The sequence below is a fragment of the Achromobacter sp. genome (genome assembly GCF_057314935.1).
Map to the genome: position 1 here is coordinate 1 of NZ_DBHKZA010000190.1, position 1,977 is coordinate 1,977.

General features: G+C 66.3%; 2 protein-coding genes. Both read right to left on the bottom strand.

The window, feature by feature from the left end; translation table 11 throughout:
• Positions 1-19 precede the first annotated feature (19 nt).
• The gene (locus tag ACO6D5_RS30005; RefSeq protein WP_485827422.1) at positions 20-880 is read right to left on the bottom strand and encodes a MaoC/PaaZ C-terminal domain-containing protein; all 861 of its coding nucleotides are present in this window, start codon (positions 878-880) and stop codon (positions 20-22) included.
• Positions 881-935: 55 nt separating this feature from the next.
• Complete coding sequence (locus ACO6D5_RS30010; RefSeq protein WP_485827423.1) at positions 936-1,919, bottom strand: Bug family tripartite tricarboxylate transporter substrate binding protein; 984 nt, start codon at positions 1,917-1,919, stop codon at positions 936-938.
• Positions 1,920-1,977 lie beyond the last annotated feature (58 nt).

Sequence of the window (1,977 nt, forward strand, 5' to 3'; positions counted from 1 at the left end):
TGGTTCACCTCTGGTTTGCTCAATTGGCCAGGCGGGCAACGCCGTTGCTCAGCACCACTTTCCCGCGCTCGTCGGCCAGCGCACGAAATTGCAGGCGGTCGCCATCGCGCCAGATTTCCACGCGCAGCGTCTCGCCCGGGAAGAACGGTGCGGAAAAGCGCGCGGCGATCGCACCCAGCCGTTGGGGCGACGCAGCTGCGCAGGCCTGCAGCAAGGCGCGCGCAGCCATTCCATAGGTGCACAGCCCGTGCAGGATGGGCCGCTCGAAACCGGCGGCGCGCGCCATGTGCGGCAGCGCGTGCACCGGATTGAGGTCGCCGTTCAGGCGGTACAACAAGGCTTGCTGCGGCAGCGTGGACAGCAACACGACCTGATCGGGTTCGCGCTGTGGCGTGGCCGGCAACGCCTCCGGCGGCTCGTCGCCCTGGCCAAAGCCGCCATCGGCGCGGCAGAAGGACACGTGCTCCACCGTGGCCAGCGGTGCCCCGCTATCGGCGTCGGAAATGTCGCGCACCGTCACCACCAGCGCGCCCTTGCTGGCACCTTTGTCCACCACCCGCGTGACGCGGGTTTGGCTGCGCACTGCCCCGGCCGCGGCCAGCGGGGCGTGAAACGTCATGCGGTGCTCGCCGTGCAGGATCTTCACCCAGTCGATGCCGGTGGCCGGGTCGGCTGCCCAACCGTTGGGCGCGCCGAGGGTGGCCAGGAAGGTCGGCACCACGGCCGTCCCCTCTTCGTGCACGTAGCGCAGCTCGCCTTCATTGGCCGGATCAGTGCCGTAGCCCAGACCCAGCGCATAGATCATGCAGTCGCGCGCGGTGTAGCGGTCCACGCGGTCCTCGAACTTCCAGTTGCGCAGGCTTTGATAATTGATTGCCATGGATCATGCCTCCCTAAGCATGCCGGCGGCGACCTTTCCGCCGCCAGCGTACAGGTCATTCCGCCTTGATGCCGGCGGCTTTGATGATTTTTTCCCAGCGGTCCTTCTCCGACCGGATGAAGCCATCGAACTCGGCTGCCGTGCCGCCCAGAGGAATGCCGCCCTGCTGCGCCAATTGCTTCTTCACGTCCTCATCGGCCAGGACTGCATTGAGCTCCGTATTCAGGCGCGCCACCACGGCCGGCGGCGTGCGCGCTGCGACCAGCACGCCCAGCCAGGCACCGACATCCACATCGGGATAGCCTTGCTCGGCCAGCGTCGGCACGTCAGGCAATATCTGGCTGCGTTCACGGGTGGTGACGGCCAGCGCCCGCAACCTGCCGGCCTTGACCAACGGCGCCACGGTGATCACGTTCTCGACCGTAAAGTCGACCTGGCCAGCGACCAGGTCGTTGGTGGCCGGCGCCGCCCCCTTGTACGGCACGGTGACGGCCGTGAACGCCAGGCGATTCTTCAGCAATTCGCCGCCCAGGTGTCCGGAGGTCCCGATCATCGACACCGCCATGGACAGGTTGCCCTGCTTGCCGCGGGCATAGTCACGGAACTCCGCCAGCGTCTTGACGGGCGCGTTGGCGTTGACGACCAGCGCGTTCGGCATGGTGATGATGCGCGCCACCGGCGCAAAGTCGGACATCGCATACGGCAGCTTGCTGTACAGCGTGTAATTGACCGCGTTCGGCCCGCTGCTGCCCATGACCATCGTGTACCCGTCGGGCTCGGCGCGAAGCAAACTCTGCATGCCCAGAATGCCGGCCGCGCCGGGCACGTTTTCGACCACTACCGGCTGCCCCAGCCGTTCAGACAATTTCTTGCCCACGATCCGGCTGGTGATGTCCAGGATGCCGCCCGGCGAACTGGGCGCGATCAGCCGCAAAGGTCTGTTCGGGTAGCCCTCTGCCGCGTGCGACATCTGCGGCAAGGCCAATGAAGTCATCAGGCTGGCAAGGACTGCCAGCGCGACTCGCCTGCGTATGTTCATGTCTGTCTCCTGATAGTTTTCGTCTCGCGGGCTTGTGGCGCCCGCTGTCTCGAATCCG

Coding starts and splice junctions, on each gene's coding strand:
- ACO6D5_RS30005 (WP_485827422.1), bottom strand. CDS start 880: ATGGCAATCAATTATCAAAGCCTGCGCAACTGGAAGTTCGAGGACCGC.
- ACO6D5_RS30010 (WP_485827423.1), bottom strand. CDS start 1,919: ATGAACATACGCAGGCGAGTCGCGCTGGCAGTCCTTGCCAGCCTGATG.